Annotated in this window: 17 protein-coding genes and 1 pseudogene; 12 read left to right on the top strand and 6 right to left on the bottom strand. The window is 35.7% G+C overall.

The features are described 5' to 3' along the window. Window positions 1-144 precede the first annotated feature (144 nt). Window positions 145-1,379 (bottom strand): annotated as a pseudogene (locus tag RCG25_RS16655) (IS110 family transposase). 339 nt (window positions 1,380-1,718) lie between these two features. Here RCG25_RS16655 and RCG25_RS16650 point away from each other — a divergent pair. The 7 genes from RCG25_RS16650 (at window position 1,719) to RCG25_RS16620 (ending at window position 6,759) form a co-directional block, all read left to right on the top strand. Then, window positions 1,719-1,952, top strand: a complete 234-nt coding sequence (locus RCG25_RS16650) for a hypothetical protein (protein WP_308079946.1) — start codon at window positions 1,719-1,721, stop codon at window positions 1,950-1,952. Window positions 1,953-2,143: 191 nt separating this feature from the next. Continuing rightward, window positions 2,144-2,803: a hypothetical protein gene (locus tag RCG25_RS16645; RefSeq protein ID WP_308079945.1), complete on the top strand. Its 660-nt coding sequence runs from the start codon at window positions 2,144-2,146 to the stop codon at window positions 2,801-2,803. Window positions 2,804-3,103: 300 nt separating this feature from the next. Next, window positions 3,104-3,385 (top strand): hypothetical protein, encoded by a 282-nt coding sequence (locus RCG25_RS16640; RefSeq protein WP_308079944.1) that lies wholly within the window; start codon window positions 3,104-3,106, stop codon window positions 3,383-3,385. 26 nt (window positions 3,386-3,411) lie between these two features. After that, on the top strand, window positions 3,412-4,374 hold the full coding sequence (locus RCG25_RS16635) for a helix-turn-helix transcriptional regulator (protein WP_308079943.1): 963 nt from the start codon (window positions 3,412-3,414) through the stop codon (window positions 4,372-4,374). Window positions 4,375-4,448: 74 nt separating this feature from the next. Next, a complete protein-coding gene (locus RCG25_RS16630; RefSeq protein WP_308079942.1) occupies window positions 4,449-5,081 on the top strand; it encodes a type 1 glutamine amidotransferase family protein in 633 nt (210 codons plus the stop codon). A 566-nt stretch (window positions 5,082-5,647) separates the two neighbouring features. After that, window positions 5,648-6,478 carry a hypothetical protein gene (locus tag RCG25_RS16625; RefSeq protein WP_308079941.1) on the top strand — a complete coding sequence of 277 codons (831 nt, stop codon included), beginning with the start codon at window positions 5,648-5,650 and terminating at the stop codon, window positions 6,476-6,478. 101 nt (window positions 6,479-6,579) lie between these two features. Beyond that, on the top strand, window positions 6,580-6,759 hold the full coding sequence (locus RCG25_RS16620; protein WP_308079940.1) for a hypothetical protein: 180 nt from the start codon (window positions 6,580-6,582) through the stop codon (window positions 6,757-6,759). A gap of 188 nt (window positions 6,760-6,947) precedes the next feature. Here RCG25_RS16620 and RCG25_RS16615 read toward each other — a convergent pair whose 3' ends face one another. The 3 genes from RCG25_RS16615 to RCG25_RS16605 all read right to left on the bottom strand — a co-directional run bounded on the left by RCG25_RS16615 (window position 6,948) and on the right by RCG25_RS16605 (window position 9,472). Continuing rightward, window positions 6,948-7,178 (bottom strand): hypothetical protein, encoded by a 231-nt coding sequence (locus RCG25_RS16615; RefSeq protein WP_308079938.1) that lies wholly within the window; start codon window positions 7,176-7,178, stop codon window positions 6,948-6,950. 695 nt (window positions 7,179-7,873) lie between these two features. Continuing rightward, the gene (deoD, locus tag RCG25_RS16610; RefSeq protein WP_308079937.1) at window positions 7,874-8,578 is read right to left on the bottom strand and encodes a purine-nucleoside phosphorylase; all 705 of its coding nucleotides are present in this window, start codon (window positions 8,576-8,578) and stop codon (window positions 7,874-7,876) included. A gap of 177 nt (window positions 8,579-8,755) precedes the next feature. Next, window positions 8,756-9,472, bottom strand: a complete 717-nt coding sequence (locus tag RCG25_RS16605; RefSeq protein ID WP_308079936.1) for a Crp/Fnr family transcriptional regulator — start codon at window positions 9,470-9,472, stop codon at window positions 8,756-8,758. A gap of 105 nt (window positions 9,473-9,577) precedes the next feature. Between RCG25_RS16605 and RCG25_RS16600 the strand changes: the two genes are divergently transcribed. Both RCG25_RS16600 and RCG25_RS16595 read left to right on the top strand, forming a co-directional pair. Further along, entirely contained in the window at window positions 9,578-10,864 is a 1,287-nt protein-coding gene (locus tag RCG25_RS16600) for an NCS2 family permease (protein ID WP_308079935.1), read from the top strand. Window positions 10,865-10,984: 120 nt separating this feature from the next. Further along, window positions 10,985-12,592, top strand: coding sequence for an ABC1 kinase family protein (locus RCG25_RS16595; protein ID WP_308079934.1), 1,608 nt, complete (start codon window positions 10,985-10,987; stop codon window positions 12,590-12,592). A gap of 41 nt (window positions 12,593-12,633) precedes the next feature. Here the strand turns inward: RCG25_RS16595 and RCG25_RS16590 are convergent, their stop codons facing one another. Beyond that, window positions 12,634-12,888: a hypothetical protein gene (locus RCG25_RS16590; protein ID WP_308079933.1), complete on the bottom strand. Its 255-nt coding sequence runs from the start codon at window positions 12,886-12,888 to the stop codon at window positions 12,634-12,636. Window positions 12,889-13,160: 272 nt separating this feature from the next. Between RCG25_RS16590 and htpG the strand changes: the two genes are divergently transcribed. Both htpG and RCG25_RS16580 read left to right on the top strand, forming a co-directional pair. Beyond that, a complete protein-coding gene (gene htpG, locus RCG25_RS16585) occupies window positions 13,161-15,041 on the top strand; it encodes a molecular chaperone HtpG (protein ID WP_308079932.1) in 1,881 nt (626 codons plus the stop codon). Window positions 15,042-15,244: 203 nt separating this feature from the next. Further along, window positions 15,245-16,129 (top strand): YitT family protein, encoded by an 885-nt coding sequence (locus RCG25_RS16580; RefSeq protein ID WP_308079931.1) that lies wholly within the window; start codon window positions 15,245-15,247, stop codon window positions 16,127-16,129. Between the two features lie 47 nt (window positions 16,130-16,176). Here RCG25_RS16580 and RCG25_RS16575 read toward each other — a convergent pair whose 3' ends face one another. After that, on the bottom strand, window positions 16,177-17,409 hold the full coding sequence (locus RCG25_RS16575; RefSeq protein WP_308079930.1) for an MFS transporter: 1,233 nt from the start codon (window positions 17,407-17,409) through the stop codon (window positions 16,177-16,179). A gap of 429 nt (window positions 17,410-17,838) precedes the next feature. Here RCG25_RS16575 and RCG25_RS16570 point away from each other — a divergent pair, with 429 nt between their 5' ends. Further along, on the top strand, window positions 17,839-18,261 hold the full coding sequence (locus tag RCG25_RS16570) for a MarR family winged helix-turn-helix transcriptional regulator (RefSeq protein ID WP_308079929.1): 423 nt from the start codon (window positions 17,839-17,841) through the stop codon (window positions 18,259-18,261). The last annotated feature ends 9 nt before the right edge of the window (window positions 18,262-18,270 follow it).

Raw genomic sequence — 18,270 nt, 5'->3', positions numbered from 1 at the left:
GCTGAGCTAAACCAGCTAATAGTTTGTCAATATTTTTCATTAAAAACTTAAAATATATCATGCTATACTAAAAATAAGCATGCCAAATAACCTTCCGTTTGTTTTGATCTGGAAGGTTTTGTGTTATTTAGTTAGATATAGGTTTTAATCTATATCTTGGAAAGCCGTTCTGTTCTTTAAAAGGGCAAATATCCAATGTAAGAGTTTGTTTACACAGGCAATAACAGCTACTTTAAAAGGCTTACCTTCATCACGTTTCTTATCGTAAAATTCTCGCATTCTTTTATTGCGGGGTATGATTTCATCCGTTGTTTTCTTTTTACGACAATCACGAATGGCACAACGAACAGCCATATACAAGGCATGTCTAAGTCTACTAGATCCTCTTTTAGTAATTCGGTTCTTGGTGGCAGAAAACTTACCAGATTCAAAGACACTAGGATCAACTCCAGCGAATGCTACAAGCTTTTTAGGGTCATTAAATCGATCTATCTCCCCAATCTCTGAAATAATCGTTGCAGCGATTTTTCTCCAATACCAGGAATAGATTTGATGATATTATATTCTTCAATACCTTTAGCGAGGGCATCTATCTCTGACTCTAACTTTGCTAGATGCTCTTTGTATTGAAGAATCATTTTAATATACATACCAAGGCTTAAAATATGACTCTGATAGACTGTCTTTTCAAAATGATTACGTGAAGCCGCAGCTTTAAGTTGAATCGCTTTTTCCTTTGCCCACCTGCTTGATCGACTCTTACAAAGAACATTTATCTTGTCTGTGATTACTTCTTCGCTTGCATTCAAAATATCCTCAGAAGAAGGGAACTCTGAAAGAGTTAAAAGTGACACCACCGAATATAAATCTCCAAAAACCCCTTTATATTCAGGAAACACTTGTTCAAGCACTGCCTGAAATTGAAGCTTTGTTTGAATCATCACACCAGTAATATTTTCATGTTGCCTAGTAAGGTTGCGAAGGTTTAATAACTGGACTCCACGCTTTTTATAAGGCTCTAATTCCTCCTTATAAAACAACTCACAGAGAAGATAAGCATCAATGGCATCTGTCTTTACTTTTCTTAAGCTTGATGATCTAGCCTTATAGGAAATCAATGGATTGATGATAATTAATAAATAACCTCGTTCTTCCAAGTAATGAACTACTGGTGTTTGATAATGCCCCGTAGCTTCTAAAATTATTGAAGGCTTCTTGCCAGATTCTTTTTTTACATCCTCCAGAAATGTTACTAGATAACTAAGCCCCTCAACAGTATGAGACACTTTAAAACTCTTACGATATGGTTTGCCTTTATCTAAAAATGCTTGAACCTGACTTTCCCCTTTTGAAATATCCAGACCAACGACTGGATTCATTCTAAATCCTCCTCCTAAACTAGTGATTTGCCAGTACCCCTAAATCCTCCATGCAGTGTCACAGCTTCGCTTGTTATACGAGATCTAAGTCCCAACCAGCCTCAATCATGTTTCTACAAGTAGGGGGCGAACCGTTTAGCTGACGGGGTCGAAGCCCCACGGGCAGTTACGTTCTACCCTGGCTACTGTTATAATAAGACCATATAAAAAATGGTCAACCAGAAATATTTACTAATCTGGTTAACCTTATAATACGAACGGGCAGGTTAGCTCAAGATGTATAAGTGATTAAATCATACAAAAGGATAAAGGTAAACTTTCTTAAAAGGAGAGATACCTTTGGATTTTCGCACGTTTATTGTAGTGCTGGCTTGCTTAAATTTCATATTCCCTTCTTTTGTTTCAGCATCTTCAAAACCTAAAATTGATACCTGTTTGAAAACTGTGTCTAAACAGGAAACAGAACTTGAGAAAATGTATACTAAGCGGTGGGCTTTGAGCGAAGCTCTTATGGAAATAGACCAGGAAATATTTAGACTTCAACAGGAAATTTTGAAAGAGGTAAATAAATAAAGCATTTTTCAGAAACGGGTGCTGTGATCTAATAAGGATTCACCGCCTTTTTTGTTGAATTCCTTATTTAACAAATGTAGCAGGATAGTTGAATAAAAGCATTTGACACTAGAATTCCTGATATTTTGATTTTTTTTCTGGAATGGGTGATATAGTTAAAATGTGGAAGATTGATAAGGAGGGATAACTAAATGAAAGACATTTTTTCATACAATGGAGAAATTGAAAAAAATGCTTATATGAATTGGAGAACTCAAAGGTACAACCCTACTCATAATATGAACGTTATTGCAAAAGGATTTAGTGACTCAGCTTTATTATTAGCAAAAGATATATTGAAAGATAATAGGGATAAAAAAGCCGATATTTTGATTTTTCCACTTTTGTTTAATACGAACCATAGCATTGAAGTGTATCTAAAGGCGATTTGTTGGCAGCAAAATCTATTATTGAATAAGAATGAGACTTTTGAACCGAATCATAATTTAAAAGGGCTATTTATAAAAGTAATTGAATTAGAAAATGAGTTGAATTCAGGTGACCAAATAACATTTCGCGAGAGGTTAAGTAGTCTGGAGATGTACATTGATGAACTTTATGGGAAAATCGAACGAACGATAGAAAAAAAGGGAAATTTTAAAACCATTCACGATATAACATTTTCTCGTTATTCTTTAACCAATGATTTTGAACCACAGTTCTATATCAATACATTTGATAATGTAACAGTGGACTTGGAGAACTATCTTGCAGTATTTAAAGGTATTTTTGATAACCTTGATGCTCTATCAACACATTATTATGCTTTACTTGAAGGTAAACAAGAAAGTGAATATGAATCTCGAGAATGAAAGTTAATTAAAGGAGAATTCCGTGACACTAAGATTTTGCGATTTTAAAGGAAGATTAATTATTGAACGATGGCACTAATTTAGCAAGACGTAAAAATGGTTTTCTGCTAATGGACTTTATTGTAAAAATTTTAAGTTATACAAACACATACCAAACATCGTTTCCAAATGAGAGTTAGGGGAATCGATCCAAGATGGATTAATGCCTTTTTTTGTTGAATTCCTTATTGTAGAAACGGTGCAGATTAGTTAAAGAAGTTTTTCTTTTCTGGATAGGTGCAAACTGTGTAGGAGGACCTTATGAATGAATTGTATAAGTTGTTAGACTTATTAATAAAAAGAGAGATTTCCATTGACAATGGTTTTACCATCTTTGCAAATTCACAACTAGAGAATGAACAATCAGGTTACAGAGTTGATATTGAAGAGCAATCACTAGTTGGCTCTAATAACGGAGATTGGAAGGAAACTTGGTTCGTTATCGGGCAAGATGATATAGTTGGAGATCATATTTTTATAGAAAGCTATCGGAAAGGAACAGTTAATGAGTTATACCAAAAATCGGAAATATATATTAGATAATAAATTTTATATAGTGGTGGAATTATATGCCTAAAATTGACAATATGTTAGCAATTCTATGGATGCTTCGTTCAGGTGAAAAAATTACTGCAAAACAAATTTCAGAAAAGTTAGAGATGAATATAAGGACTGTGTATCGTTATATTGATACAATTTCAACAAGTGGCGTACCTATAATTTCAGAACCAGGACATAACGGTGGATACACTTTATTGAACAATTTTATTGAGGCTCCTCTTTTTTTTGATTTTGAGGAGCAAACTTCACTATTTCACGCTGCTGTTTTTGCAGAAGAAGCCGGATATTATGGAGGTGAAGCACTAAATAGGGCCATTTCAAAACTAAGTAAATACTCAAATCAAGAGCAGGAAACAAAAATAAACCAACATTTAACTAGTCTTGAAGTAATAAGTCGATTAAGTTCACTCTCTATGGAACCTTTTTTGAAGGAGTTGGAGCAGGCCGTTGCTGACGGGTACTCAGTAAAAATTCTTTACCATAAAAGTAGCGAAAAGCAATTAAATTATAGATTGGTCGATCCGTACAGAATTATCTTTTGGAATAATAAGTGGTATGTGATTGGATTTTGTCAACTTAGGAATGATATCCGTAGTTTTAGAGTAGATCGAATTGAAAGTCTAATGCTAACCGAAAATAAGTTTAACCGGCCAGAAAATTTTTCAGCACGTGACTTTTTTATAAAAAGTCTTCTTCCTACTATAGAAGATAAGGAAGGGATTATTTCTTTGGTTATTTATGGGGATAAAAGTGTATTGGCTGATATTTGCCAACATTGGTTTTTAGGACATTATTTACAAGAACGGACTTCAAATCAAGCAGTTTTTCTTCTTGAAAAAGATATGATACATACATATGTACCTTATTTACTTTTACCGTACAATAAATCTATTAAAGTTATTGAGCCAATAAGTCTTAAAAAAAGACTTATTGAAGTTCTGTCGGAATTAATAAAATTTCATCAAGTATGATAACTTCCCTGACGTTACCTGTCAGGGAAGTTTTATTATAATAGCTATATCAATTGTGATTGGAGTGTTATTGGATGCAAACAAAAAAAGTTTTTCTATATGTATTTAATACAATGTCGGACTGGGAATATGGATATTTAATTGCTGAACTAAACTCAGGAAGATATTTCAAAAAAGATTTAGCACCTTTAAAAGTAATTACAGTAGGAGCTAATAAAGAAATGATTACTACTATGGGAGGACTGAGCATAAAACCAGATATTTCCCTTGATGAATGTACTCTTGATAGTAAAGATCTTTTAATTTTACCAGGAGGGACTACTTGGAGTGAAGAAATTCATCAACCTATCTTGGAAAGAATTGGCCAACCTTTAAAGCTTGGCACTATTGTTGCTGCAATTTGTGGTGCAACTGAGGCCCTTGCGAATATGGGATACTTAGATACTAGAAAGCATACAAGTAATAATTTAGAATACACTAAAATGGTATGTCCTAACTATAAAGGAGAAAAGTTCTATGAGGTGGGATCTGCGGTATCTGATGCGAATTTAGTTACTGCATCAGGAATAGCTCCTCTGGAATTTGCGATGGAAGTACTGAAAAAATTAGATGTATTTGCACCAGATACATTACATTCCTGGTATAACCTAAATAAGACTCATAAATCTGAATACTACTTCCAGTTAATGAATTCAATAAATAGCTGAGCTAAAAAATCTACTTAGCAGTTTTATATTAGTTCAAATAAAAATAATGAAGTAACTGAAAAGCTCACTTTCTCTATTTTGTTTTGCAGAGAAGTTGGGCTTTTTAATTTGGAATTTCCTTATCGTTGTAAATCCGCATTTTCCTGACGCTACCCCTTATTGAAGATACGTGCAACATTCCTGATAGAAGTTTGTGAACAAATGTACTTAAACTTTAGGGGGCGAGAGTTAAAGATTGGGATGGCTGCGGCGATCGTGGACTGAGGGGACAGTTCTGGTGGTCTCTTTTGTGGACCAGGAGAAGCGGTCCTTGTGGCATTCACTATTATTTAGCAAGGTATCTAAACTATTTTTAGTACTTTATCTTAATCTGCCGTTTTAAAACTTGTCAAGGGGATGGTTCTGGTGGCTTTTTTCTGAGCCAAGAGAACCATCCCTGTGGTTTTCCCCTGGGATTTCATCCCCTGTAGTTATCAAACAAAAATTTTCAAGTTTCGTTTTATACTACTGGTAGGCCTAATATCATGACTCTTTCTAGAAAGAAATAGATTTGGGAGGATCATAGTTTGAAGAAACTAAAATATTCAATAGTTTTAAGTTTAATAATTTTGCTTTCGTTGTTTTCTTTCGGTCATTTAAGTTATGCCAAAAATATTGATTCGGGTTATAAATCTGAGAAATTAACAAAACAAGAAAAGAATTTTTTAAAAGAGGTAACTGGTCATACAGATGAAGAAATAAACCAGTTACCCTTAGAGGTAGCCAAGCAATTAGTTAAGGATGGAGCGCTCATTCAAGATTCAAATAGTCAATTAGTCTCGTTTGAAGGAGAAAATAATACCCAAGGTGATGTTACTACTATGAGTACCATTTCACCTACTACAATGAAATTAGCAGGAACGGTTTATAAAGTCATATCGGATCGAACAAATGATGATAAGTTTTATATCTATGGTAATTTCCAATGGTTAAAATCTCCATTTTATACACTTGTTGATAAAATGACTTTTGGCTTTCCTTCAAGTTCTGGTCTTTACCTTCCAACAAGTAGTGGTTCAATTACCCAGCATCAACATAGATATAGTCAAGACCCTCAGGGGAATGGAAACTGGGTTGACTACGCTATTGATTATTCTCCAAGTGATTGGGAACCAAGTGCCGGAGTTGCTGGCGAATTTGATTTAAGGGCCTCTACAGATTTTACTTTACACAAAGGGTATATGGGACAATATGTTTATGTCCCGAAAGTAAATAACGGTACAATCAATATTAAAATTGAATATGGACACAAGTTATATTCTGGTTCACCTACCGTCTCAGTATATCCAGCAGGTCTAGCAATAACTCCAACAAGTTCAGTCGACACAGCGTCCTATGCTTTAACACTTACTTATTAATAAGCTTGTTGAGCCTCCAATAATCTTGTTGAAAAATTACTTAAGAAAGTTTTATTTTGTATAAAAACATAATATACCAAGATGAAAAGTGAGGTTTATAGATGACATATCTTTCTTTAATAGGAATTCCACTGTTAGGTGTTATTTGGTTTTTAAATTTTGTTAGTTTAATAAGCAGTATCAACAGTGGGAAAAATGTACGAAATCAAACAATTATTGGCGCTGCTTTAACCTTTATTGTTATGTTTCTATTTATTTATTGGTTTACGGGTATTCATTAATAAGGGCAGTAGGACCAAACCACAGTGATGGTCCCACTGTTCTTTTTTTTCTGGTGTATATGGTACATGAGAATCGTTGCTGCGGCACTAATTTTATCTATACCATTGAGTACCAACCTTTTTACACTTTTATACCTGTGTTTTTTTGGAAAATAACAACAAGTCCTTTGTGTAAATTTGGTATTTTATTAAAGAAATAATTGATTTTTAAAAGGGATGGTAATGTAAGAGTTGACTCGTTGGGCAATCTCTTGATCTAACATTTCAATTTGCTCAGTTAGGAAATCAATGTGGGTTAATATCGTTTTGAGCATTAAGTGTTGATGTTGGTTAACGTAGCCCTGAAGTGCTAATTCAAGTTCCTCTTTTTTCTTTTTCATTGTACGACGAGCAAAGTTTGCTGAGTTTCTCAGGATCATCTTCGCTATCAGCGATAGCTCGAAGCATATCTTTAGAAGAAATCCCCATAATATCTGAACAAGTTCTCGAAGTTCTCTTTGAGTACGATTTGGAATGAAACTAGCTTTGAGAAGCCTAGTGCGGAAAGTGTGCAGTAACTGGAGCAGAACTTGGAAAAAGTGATTGGCACAGTCATCATAAGATTCCTTTTCATATATCAAAGGATGACTGTTATTCAAACATGATAGTGTTACATGAAGCCGTTCATCGACTTGTTCATCTAAAAGATGTTATTAAAATCAAATCTTTGTTTGAGGTTTTACAATTAAACAATAAGCAAAAGGAAAAAGTCAATGAACTCCGAAAATCATGCAAAAATCATATAATTTGATTTGGAATAAACTAGCTTCACAAAGTATATAGAATTGGATTAGTTGGAACGCCGTATACGGTGAAAGTCGCACGTACGGTGTGGACAGGGGGAAAAGGGAGCGATAATCTCAAACCCTTACCTATCTGTATCAACAAGCTAAAAAAAAAAGATATTAAAAATGGCTCAGTATGGTGAACTGAGCCATTTTATATTTAACTGAAAAAACAGATAAAAAAGGCAGAACAAATTCGGCTACATTTTCGATTGCATTTTCGGGTTTTTGCGATAGGAAACGGAAACTGTTATCATTAGGGCTGCTCTTTTTGTACTTACCCTTAAATTTTATCGAATAATAGTTTCAAGAGCCATTTCGATCATGTCGCTGAAAGTGCTTTGACGCTCTTGGGAAGTGGTATGTTCTCCAGTAAGGATATGGTCACTTACAGTTAAGAGAGTTAGACCCTTTACACCGAATTTAGCCGTTTGATAATAAAGTCCAGCTGCTTCCATTTCCACAGCAAGGACGCCGTGTTTACTAAGCTTGCTATACGGATCTTCCTTTTCTGAGTAGAAAATGTCAGATGATAGGACAGTTCCAACATGTAGATTAAGCCCTTTTTCTACTCCAAGTTCGTAGGCGTTTTTTATCAATTCAAAGTTCCCGGTTTGAGGTACAGCATATCCAGGAAAACTGTCACGAATAATCATTGAATCCGTTGCGGCAGCTTGTGCAATAATGACATCACGGATTTTTACATCCTGTTGAATAGCACCACATGTCCCAATTCGGATTAAATTCTTTGCTCCATATTCTGTGATGAGTTCATGAATATAGATGGATGCAGAAGGCATACCCATCCCAGTGCCTTGAACAGAAACACGCTTTCCTTTATATGAACCTGTAAATCCTAACATACCACGAACATTATTATAGCAAACTGCATCTTCCAAAAATGTCTCAGCGATATATTTTGCCCGTAATGGATCTCCAGGCAGTAAGACAGACTCTGCAATTTCTCCAACCTTTGCTTCTATATGTACACTCATTTCATATTCCTCCCATAGAATTGTAATAGGTGTCCCACTTGTCCAAAGTAAGCATAGCATATTGACCTAATACAATCTGTTATGGAGATAACTTCATTTTTGTGAACCAGTTAACAAAATATTCGTTAGAGGGATAACTGAAATACAACGCTTTCATTTGGTATATTAGTATAGGTATTAAATGTTATACCACTTTCGAAGCGTGGGAACTTCCTCTGTTTCACTACACATGGCTTCTAACCGACTTTTATCTAGTAGATAAAAATATTTATCGCGAATATCAATAAGACCTTCATTTTGAAAATCACCCAGTGTTTTCGATATGGATTCTCTGGTGACACCCAGCATACTTGCTAGTAGGGATTGGTTGATTTTAAATTCAATTTTAAAAATCGAATCACTTGGTTTTCCAAAATTATAATAGAGATCCATTAACAGATTTGCTGCTTTGGTACGGACATCATAAAAGGTCAAGTAGCGAACTAACCGGTTTAACATCCGTGTTCTCTCAACGAGAATCAAATAGGCCTTCCTTAAAATAGAAGGATACTTATCTACAATTAAAAGGAAATCTTGTTTCGTAATTTGCCAAGCTGTTACATTTTCAAGGGCTTCAATAGAGGAAATTCGGTGGTTGTCATTTGACAAAGCTTCCACTTCTCCTACGATATCTCCTGGCATGGCAATGCTAAGAACGATTTCTTTTCCTTCATGATTACGATAAATTTTCACCATTCCTGAGCGGATGATATACACATCATCACCTTGATCATTTTCAAACATAAGGACATGATTCTTTTTAAATTTTTTTTCCTTAAGTAGTGGAAGTAAATGGGGTAAATCAACATTAGGAATATCAGAGAAAATGGCAATTTCTGAGATGCTGGTAATCATGAACATACAACCTTTCAGGTTTGGGTAACTTTTAAAAATATTGGTAACATAATTATAACACGAATTACATCCTTGAACTCGTGTAAACAAAAGGGGTAACTTTGATTGAATAAGTTATTAAATGGTTTATTTCATATTGAAAAAGAACAATCGAGTATAAAGACAGAGGTACTTGCCGGATTAACCTCGTTTATGACAGTTGCTTATATTATTGCCGTAAATGGTGCTATTTTAAGTAAAGCGGGAATGCCCTATGAGGCGGTAACACTAGTAACAGTGATTTGTTGCTTTTTGGGCTGTATGTTGATGGCACTATGGGCAAATTCTCCTTTAGTTATTATTCCAGGAATGGGGGATAATGCATTTTTTGTATTTACCCTTGTCTTTTCGCTGGGGTTATCGTGGCAACAGGCACTTGCTGTAGTTTTTTTAGCAGGTATCGTCTTTTTGCTTACTACCGTTACAAAAGGAGCAGTCTATCTATCACGTTCCATTCCTAAATCGATGATTAACTCAATGACGGCAGGAATTGGCCTATTTATTGCTTTCCTAGGATTGAAAAATGGTGGGCTGATTGTGGCAAGTGAAGGAACTTTTGTTAAGCTAGGTGACTTAGGGAGCCCTCATACCCTTACAACGTTACTTACATTGCTGATATTGGTTCCACTTTTCTTGCGTAATGTGAAAGGGAATTTTTTAATCGGAATTATTGCTGGTACCCTCATTGGTTCATTACTTGGTATCGTGGATTTTTCGACTCTTAAGGATTTTAGTTTTTCCTTTAGTGGATATGATCAGATCTTCTTTGCTTTTGATTTCAGTCAGATTGGTACGGTTAATTTTTGGACAGCAGTATTTTCATTATCAATGGTTATCATTTTCCAAAACATGGGTGCGCAACTTGGGATGCTTGCTGATAAGTCTAAGTTCCGAAAGTCCTTTCAGGCCAATGCTTTTTCGGTAATTAGTGCAGGACTGTTGGGGTGTAGTCCAACGACAACTGCTGCAGAATCAGCTACTGGTATTGCTGCAGGTGGACGCACAGGGTTAACCTCGTTTACGACAGGTTTGTTGTTTTTACCAGCATTATTCCTAGTGCCACTATTTAAAATAATCCCGAATGAAGCTATTTCGCCTGTCCTTATCATTGTAGGGTGTTTGATGGTTCAGAGTCTTAAGGAAATACCTTTCAATGATTTTACTGAAGCCTTTCCTGCTTACTTAATGATGGCGATCATGCCTCTATCTTTTAGTATTGCAAACGGGATTGCATTTGGCTTCATCGCCTATCCAATTCTTAAGGTTGTAACTGGCCAGAAGAAGGAAGTATCGGTCACAATGTATGTCATTGCCTTTTTCTTTCTACTTTATTTTATATTAGGTTCGCTCTAACAAAAACCAGGCTGCTGCCTGGTTTTTCTTTTATAAAATTTAATATACAGCTTATATAAGTTACTGGTAAAATTTATAAAAAGATTTTTTCTCGTCAAGCTTTTTGAGAGGAGCTTAGAAATGAAACCTAATAGAAATTGGTACCGTATGTGGCGAATCCTATCCTTTGCTTTATCAGTATTATTAAGATTTTACTGGTATCGATTGGCAAGAAAACCTTTGTCCGAGCGCGAAAATCTATGGGGCAGAATTGGTAGAGAATTTCGTCAGATTTTATTTGAACTAGAGGGTCTATTAATTAAAGTAGGTCAATTTCTAAGTATACGAGCAGACTTGCTTCCCAGTAAATTTGTCGAACAAATTCAAGACTTAGTTGACAAAGTACCACCTTCTCCATGGGAAGATATTAAACTAGTCTTAGAAAGAGAATGGGAGAGTCCGATTGAAGATAAGTTGCAATCAATTGAAAAAACAGCAATAGCTTCCGCATCAATTGGGGAAGTGTATCGTGGCAAACTAAAAGATGGAACGGATATAGCGGTAAAGGTGCAGAGACCAACCATACGGTCCATTATTCGAACTGATTTTCGTTCACTTTCTATTATTATTTGGTTTGCTCACCATTTTGCACCTGTTCCAAAGGGATTCATTAATTTTAAAATGTTGTTCCAAGAACTAAAAACAGTGATTGAAAGAGAAGTTGATTTTTACAAAGAGATGGAATCCGTCAACCATTTTCGTCAGCGATTCCAAACAATTGAAAAATTTATGATACCAAATGTATATCCGCAACTTTGCACCTCACAGGTTTTAGTGATGGATTGGGTGGAAGGAACAAGGATTACAGATGAGGAGTATTTAGACCGCCATTCTATTAATAGAGTAGAATTATCTCAACGGCTCTTTCGAATTTTTATTCCACAGTGGTTAGAAGCGGGGACTTTTCATGCAGATCCACATGCAGGTAACGTATTAGTAAAATCAGATGGGACGATTGTCCTAATTGATTTTGGAATGGTGGGGGAAATATCGAAAAAAGATGCTGCCAATTTCCAAGAGCTGTTACAGGCAATCCTAGCGAAGAATTATTCAATGGCAGTAAAAGTTTTGTTTGATCTAGGCTTCTTATTACCGGAAACAAATCTAAAAACGATGGAACCAATTTTAAAAGAAGCACTTTCAATTGATCTGAATCAGTTAAAGGAAATGGATCTGTTTCAAGTGAAAAAAGATCTTAATGAAATGGTAAAATCACTTCCCATTCAAGTTCCTACCAGATTCATCTTTTTTGGGCGTTCCTTTGTTACGATTGAGGGAATGCTTCATACCATTAATCCAAATCAAGAGTTTTTAGAAGTTGCAAAACCTGCTTTTATGGAGTGGTTGAACCAAGGGAACCAAAATAAATGGAAGCTAATTTTAAAATGGATTCAGTCACAGCCGATTTTCCAAGTGTTTCATGCTATTACTGAAATGATTGAAATCCCACATAAACTTCTTGCGGTAAAGGAATCTGAGAAGCAGAAAGAATTTCAATTTCAAATCTATGAAAATCAGAAAAAGCAGTTGTCTTATTTAGGTATACTTGGAGTTATTGGCACTTTTACCGGGACCTATTTAAATCATCCTTTAATTTGGAAAGGATCCCTTGGTATAGCCGGAATATCATTGGTATCTTACATAGTGTGCAGTGTGAGACAAATAAGGTGGCTTAAGAAAATCACCTAAAAAATAGAGGTAGACCTATGTCTGCCTCTATCATATGCATTTTAAAAATTATTCATCATTGTTTCATCCGTTGTAATTCCGCTTTTGCTACCCATCATTCCACCATTCACATGGCAAGCTTTGTACATTTCCTTTAGCTCTTCCTTGGTTGAGGTAGGATACATTTTTTCCATAAAAGGAAACATCTTTTCAAAGCTAATTCCATTACTAGATTCAGTGTTTCCTGCAGCAAAGACTGCAGTACCTGCTCCAAGAATTAAAGCCGCACTAATAATTCCAACTGCAAATTTCTTCATAATTGACTTCCTCCTTTTCTTTATCACAAACCCATCATAGCTCTAAATTTTGCAGATTGTATGCATTTATGGTGTTGATGTTATGAAGATTTTTAAGCGTGAAAGGGCACAATTTTACAGTTCATAGGTAAAAATATTGACAGAAAACAACTAGATATGTTATTAAAAAATAGTGGTTAGCACTCTCTTTTGTTGAGTGCTAAATGTAGATGCGGCTGAACGATACAGCCTCCATATATTTTTATGAAGTTGAAAATAAAGGAGAGGTCTTAATGGAAACAAAACAGTTTAAAGCAGAATCAAAGCGATTATTAGACATGATGATCAACTCCATCTATACTCATCGCGAGATTTTCTTACGGGAGTTAATATCAAACGCAAGTGATGCGATTGATAAAATCTATTACAAGGCATTAACTGACGACTCATTAAGTTTTGACCAAGATAATTATTTTATTAAAGTGGTTGCAGATAAAGAAAACAGGATCTTGAAAATAATAGATACTGGTATTGGTATGACCAAGGATGAGTTGGAAACTAACCTTGGGACAATTGCCAAAAGTGGTTCCTTGGCCTTTAAAAAAGAGAATGAGTTAAAAGATGGCTACGATATTATCGGGCAATTTGGTGTAGGATTTTATGCAGCATTTATGGTTGCAGACGTTGTTACCGTTATTAGTAAAGCTTTAGGAAGTGACGAGGCTTATAAGTGGGAATCCGAGGGTGCTGAAGGCTATACCCTTGAGATGGTTGAAAAGGATTCAGTTGGCACAGAGATAATTTTAAAATTGAAAGAGAATACAGAAGACGAAAGCTACGATGAGTATTTAGAGGAATATCGCTTAAAGTCGATTATCAAAAAATATTCAGACTTTATTCGTTATCCAATAAAAATGGACGTCACTGATAGAAGACTGAAGGAAGGCAGTGAATCCGAATACGAGGACTATCAAGAAGAACAAATAATTAATAGCATGGTTCCAATTTGGAGAAAGAATAAAAGTGAGTTAACAGATGAAGATTACCAAAATTTTTATGCTGAAAAACGCTATGGTTTTGACAAACCAATCAAACATATCCATATCAGTGTTGATGGAACGGTAAGATATAATGCGATTCTATATATCCCAGAAAAAATCCCATTTGATTATTATTCAAAGGAATTTGAAAAGGGCTTAGAGCTTTATTCTAATGGTGTTTTAATCATGGACAAGTGTGCAGACCTCCTTCCTGACTATTTTAGTTTCGTCAAAGGGATGGTGGATTCGGAGGATTTATCACTAAACATTTCAAGAGAAATGCTGCAGCATGATCGGCAGTTGAAACTGATTGCTAAAAATATTTCTAAAAAAATCAAAAGTGAATTGCAGAGCATCTTAAAAAATGAACGAGAAAAATATGAAGAATTCTATCAATCATTTGGCCGTCAGTTAAAATATGGTGTGTATAGTGATTTTGGTGCTAACAAAGAGGTATTACAGGATCTGCTCATGTTCTACTCTTCTAAAGAGAAGAAATTAGTTACATTAGACGAATATATTTCTAATATGCCTGAAGAACAAAAGTACATTTACTATGCAGCAGGAGATTCAATTGAGAGATTAGAAAAACTGCCACAGACTGAGTTCGTTTCTGAAAAAGGCTATGATATTTTATTCTTTACAGATGATATCGATGAGTTCGCAATTAAAATGGTAATGACATATAAGGAAAAGGAATTTAAATCAATTTCTAGTGGTGACTTAGGAATCGAAGGGGAAGAGAGCAAGGAAGATTCCGAAACACAGGATAACGAAAATCAGGAACTCTTTGACTTTATGAAGAAAACTTTAGCTGGCAAAGTGAAGGATGTTAGAATTTCTAAAAGGTTAAAATCACACCCGGTTTGCTTGGCAACTGAGGGCGAAATTTCTATCGAAATGGAAAAAATTCTTGCTGCAATGCCAGATAACCAAAATATCAAAGCAGAAAAAGTATTGGAAATCAACAAAAATCATGAAGTATTCCAATCGTTAAAAGAAGCATTTGAAAACGATAAAGAAAAACTAGATCTGTATACAAAATTATTATTTAATCAAGCACTATTAATAGAAGGATTACCTATTCAGGACCCAGTTGAATTTACAAATGATATTTGTAAAATTATGGTGTAGTGATAAAGTAATAAAAAACCGTGTTCACATTAGTGAGTACGGTTTTTTACATATTGTTCATTGAATATAATTACCCCATATAACTCTTACTAGTAAGTTAAAAAGTGAACTAGGGTTCATTTTTTTGCTGAAATATGTTATAATAAGTATAGTGCTTTAAAGAATGAATACATTAAAGCGAAATTACAGAAGGGTGTGACTAAATGACAGAAATCACTAAAACTACTATCCAACACCGCAAACTTCCCCTCAGTAAAGTGATTCTTCGAGTAATAGCCATTACAATTGGTGCCATTCTCATGGCCACAGGGTTAGAAATCTTTTTGGTTCCCAACCATGTCATCGACGGAGGGATAACAGGTATATCTATTATGCTTGCTCATATCTCCGGATGGAAATTAGGACTGTTTCTATTCATCCTCAATTTGCCATTTGTTTATTTAGGGTATAAACAAATGGGGAAAACCTTTGCGTTTTCTACCATATATGGAATTATTGTTTTATCCATATTCACTTCATTTTTTCATCCAATTCCACCCTTTACAGAAGATATTCTACTTGCCACTGTTTTTGGAGGAATGATCTTAGGTATAGGCGTAGGTTTGGTCATTCGGAATGGTGGAGCTTTAGATGGTACAGAAATACTTGCATTAGTGATTACCAAAAAAGTGCCTTTCTCTGTAGGGCAAATTATTATGTTCATAAATGTGTTCATTTTAGCTGCAGCTGGATTTGTCTTTACCTGGGATCGTGCCATGTACTCCCTTTTAGCCTATGTCATTGCTATGAAGGCTATAGATACCGTGGTAGCAGGATTAGAAGAATCTAAATCTGTATGGATTATTAGTGATGAAGCAGAAGAGATAGGAAATGCGGTAAATGCTCGTTTAGGACGGGGAGTAACCTATCTTAATGGAGAAGGAGCCTATACAGGGGATAATAAAAAGGTCATCTTTAGTATCATCACAAGACTTGAAGAATCTAAACTTACCACCATTGTGGAGGAAATAGATCCTTCAGCCTTTTTAGCAATCGCTGATATCTCAGAAGTCCGTGGAGGACGCTTCAAGAAAAGGGATATCCATTAACAATTAAAAATGGATCTGCCGGGTTAACCGGAGATCCATTTTTTTCTTTAATGACCAATTTCGACATCATCTACGTGGTTAATATGTGATTTATTTATTAAGATAAATACCACAGAAATAAAGACAAATCCTGCTCCCACTAAAAACGGAAGACTTGGATTATAAAGTTCTGCTAGTTTCCCAGCTGTAAATGGAGCGATCGCGCCTCCAATAAACCGAAGGAAGCTATAGGCTGCAGATGCAGTTGCACGCTCAACTGGTGCTGCATTCATTACTGCAGTTGTAATCAACGTATTGTTATTTCCTAAAAATGCTCCTGCTAAAATAACTGATCCAATGACTACCCATTGTGTAGAGGTCCAGACACCCATTGCAACAAGAAGTAGGGCGAATAGTGTTAACATAGCACACATTGACTTAATCGTGCCAAACCATTGTTGAAGCTTTGGAGCCATGAATACAGAAGTAACAGCCAATAATATACCCCATCCGAGGAAAACATAACCTAATCCATGCTCATCCAATCCCATAACAAAAGGAGCATAAGCTAATAAAGTAAAGAACCCAAAGTTGTATAAAGCCGCAGCAATACCAAATATTAATAAGGAACGGTGTTTTAAGGCACGGAATGGATCTAATAATGATGTTTTTGTTTGTACGTTAGTTGTTTTTGTAGCCTTAGGCATTAAAACAACTAAACCAATGAAAGCGATAACCATAAGGCACGCAACACCAAGAAATGGACCTCTCCATGACATAGCACCCAACCAGCCGCCAAGAAGTGGTCCTACAGATATACCAAGTCCTATGGCTGCTTCGTATAATATAATGGCTTTGGCTGTTCCGCTATTTGAGAGTGAAACGATGGCAGCTAAAGCGGTTGCCACAAATAAGGCATTACCAAGTCCCCAGCCTCCACGAAGTCCAACGAGTGTCCAAATGCCATTCGAAAATCCTCCAAGTGCTGAAAATACAGCAATGATGACAATACCAGCTAGTAAGGTCCATTTAATACCCAGCCTTGAGGAAATCATTCCAGTAATGAGCATGGCTACGGCCATAACGGCATTATAACTGGTGAATAGCAACGTTACTTGACTATGGGAAGCGTGTAATTGCTCCGCTATTGCTGGTAAAATCGGATCCACTAGACCGAGTCCCATAAAGGCAATAATACTCGCAAAAAAAACAGCCCAAACGGCTTTTGGCTGGGTTAATAAACCTCCCTTTTTAGTGTTGTCAGAGGGTGTTTTAGTAACAGATTGTGTTGAAGATGACATGGACATTTCTCCTTTTCTTATTTACTTTCTCCTATACCTTTATTTTTAATTAGGCTCTGTTAAACTAGCCTGTTGATTTCCGCTCCAGGCACTTCGCTTTCCGTGGGTGTTTCGGCGAGCCTCCTCGGCGCATGCGCCTGCGGGGTCTCCCCTGAACCATACTCCCACAGGAGTCTTCGTGCCTTCCGCTCCAATCAACAGGGTGTAAAAATCAACATTGTTCTTTAACACAGCCTTTAATTAATACCTAATTGGTTTCCTAGTTTTTCAATTAGTTGTATTATGAAAGTACATGATTGTATTATACAACTATTTTACACTACGTCAATAGTGTTTTCTGATGGGAATAGTCGTCCTTCATTATATATTAAAATTTCATTGTGTTATCATTAAGTATGAAGAAATTTGTTTAATTGTGGGGTTAATGTTATGAATGAACAATCTTTGGAAATGATTGAACTGGAATTGGCTATCTTAATTCGTCGTTCAACCTCTATTTCAAGTCATAAAAGACTAGGTACTCTTGATCGCTCTGCCTATCTATTATTGAGAAGAATCGCTAATAGAGGCGCTGCAGGTGTGAAAGTATTAGCAGGTGAATTTCAGCTGGATATCTCCACCATCAGTAGACAAGCAGCTGCTTTAGAGCAAAAGGGGTATTTATATCGTATACCTGATCCTTTAGACGGCAGGGCCTATTCACTTCAAATTACCGAACTGGGAACCAAGGTTTATAAGGAGCACAAGCAAGCACGGTTGGAGAGATTAGAAGAAGTGATCAATGATTGGTCAGAAGAGGAACGTAAAGTCTTTGGTCAGTTACTAAAAAAATTCAATCACTCTTTCATATAGCTTGATTAA

The organism is Neobacillus sp. PS2-9 (genome assembly GCF_030915525.1).
In the GTDB taxonomy this organism is placed as follows: domain Bacteria; phylum Bacillota; class Bacilli; order Bacillales; family Cytobacillaceae; genus Neobacillus.
Note: the sequence above shows the minus strand (reverse complement) of the source record. Positions and strands in the feature narration are given on the sequence as shown.

Coding starts and splice junctions, on each gene's coding strand:
- RCG25_RS16645 (WP_308079945.1), top strand. CDS start 2,144: ATGAAAGACATTTTTTCATACAATGGAGAAATTGAAAAAAATGCTTAT.
- RCG25_RS16640 (WP_308079944.1), top strand. CDS start 3,104: ATGAATGAATTGTATAAGTTGTTAGACTTATTAATAAAAAGAGAGATT.
- RCG25_RS16635 (WP_308079943.1), top strand. CDS start 3,412: ATGCCTAAAATTGACAATATGTTAGCAATTCTATGGATGCTTCGTTCA.
- RCG25_RS16630 (WP_308079942.1), top strand. CDS start 4,449: ATGCAAACAAAAAAAGTTTTTCTATATGTATTTAATACAATGTCGGAC.
- RCG25_RS16620 (WP_308079940.1), top strand. CDS start 6,580: ATGACATATCTTTCTTTAATAGGAATTCCACTGTTAGGTGTTATTTGG.
- RCG25_RS16615 (WP_308079938.1), bottom strand. CDS start 7,178: ATGATCCTGAGAAACTCAGCAAACTTTGCTCGTCGTACAATGAAAAAG.
- deoD (WP_308079937.1), bottom strand. CDS start 8,578: ATGAGTGTACATATAGAAGCAAAGGTTGGAGAAATTGCAGAGTCTGTC.
- RCG25_RS16605 (WP_308079936.1), bottom strand. CDS start 9,472: ATGATTACCAGCATCTCAGAAATTGCCATTTTCTCTGATATTCCTAAT.
- RCG25_RS16595 (WP_308079934.1), top strand. CDS start 10,985: ATGAAACCTAATAGAAATTGGTACCGTATGTGGCGAATCCTATCCTTT.
- RCG25_RS16590 (WP_308079933.1), bottom strand. CDS start 12,888: ATGAAGAAATTTGCAGTTGGAATTATTAGTGCGGCTTTAATTCTTGGA.
- htpG (WP_308079932.1), top strand. CDS start 13,161: ATGGAAACAAAACAGTTTAAAGCAGAATCAAAGCGATTATTAGACATG.
- RCG25_RS16580 (WP_308079931.1), top strand. CDS start 15,245: ATGACAGAAATCACTAAAACTACTATCCAACACCGCAAACTTCCCCTC.
- RCG25_RS16575 (WP_308079930.1), bottom strand. CDS start 17,409: ATGTCATCTTCAACACAATCTGTTACTAAAACACCCTCTGACAACACT.
- RCG25_RS16570 (WP_308079929.1), top strand. CDS start 17,839: ATGAATGAACAATCTTTGGAAATGATTGAACTGGAATTGGCTATCTTA.